The organism is Ruminococcus sp. RTP21359st1_H3_RTP21359_211015 (assembly GCF_040909065.1).
Taxonomy (GTDB): domain Bacteria; phylum Bacillota; class Clostridia; order Oscillospirales; family Ruminococcaceae; genus Hominimerdicola; species Hominimerdicola aceti.
This window is the reverse complement of sequence record NZ_JBDGDD010000001.1, coordinates 163785-164187: the sequence shown is the minus strand read 5'-3', so window position 1 is coordinate 164187 and position 403 is coordinate 163785.

Sequence of the window (403 nt, the reverse complement as noted above, 5' to 3'; positions counted from 1 at the left end):
TTGACAGCTGCGATAGCGCAGTCAAGTACAGCTACAATGATAGCCGTAAGGATCGTCTTTCCCATTTTTATCACCTCCTGTCTGTTGTTATTTCATCTCATTCCCCTATCTCCTTGACAGCTGCGATAGCGCAGTCAAGTACAGCTACAATGATAGCCGTAAGGATCGTCTTTCCCATTTTTATCACCTCCTGTCTGTTGTTATTTCATCTCATTCCCAATCTCCTTGACAGCTGCGATAGCGCAGTCAAGTACAGCTACAAGGATAGCCGTAGGGATCGTCTTTCCCATTTTTATCACCTCCTGTCTGTTGTTATTTCATCTCATTTCCCAATCTCCTTGACAGCTGCGATAGCGCAGTCAAGTACAGCTACAAGGATAGCCGTAGGGATCGTCTTTCCCAT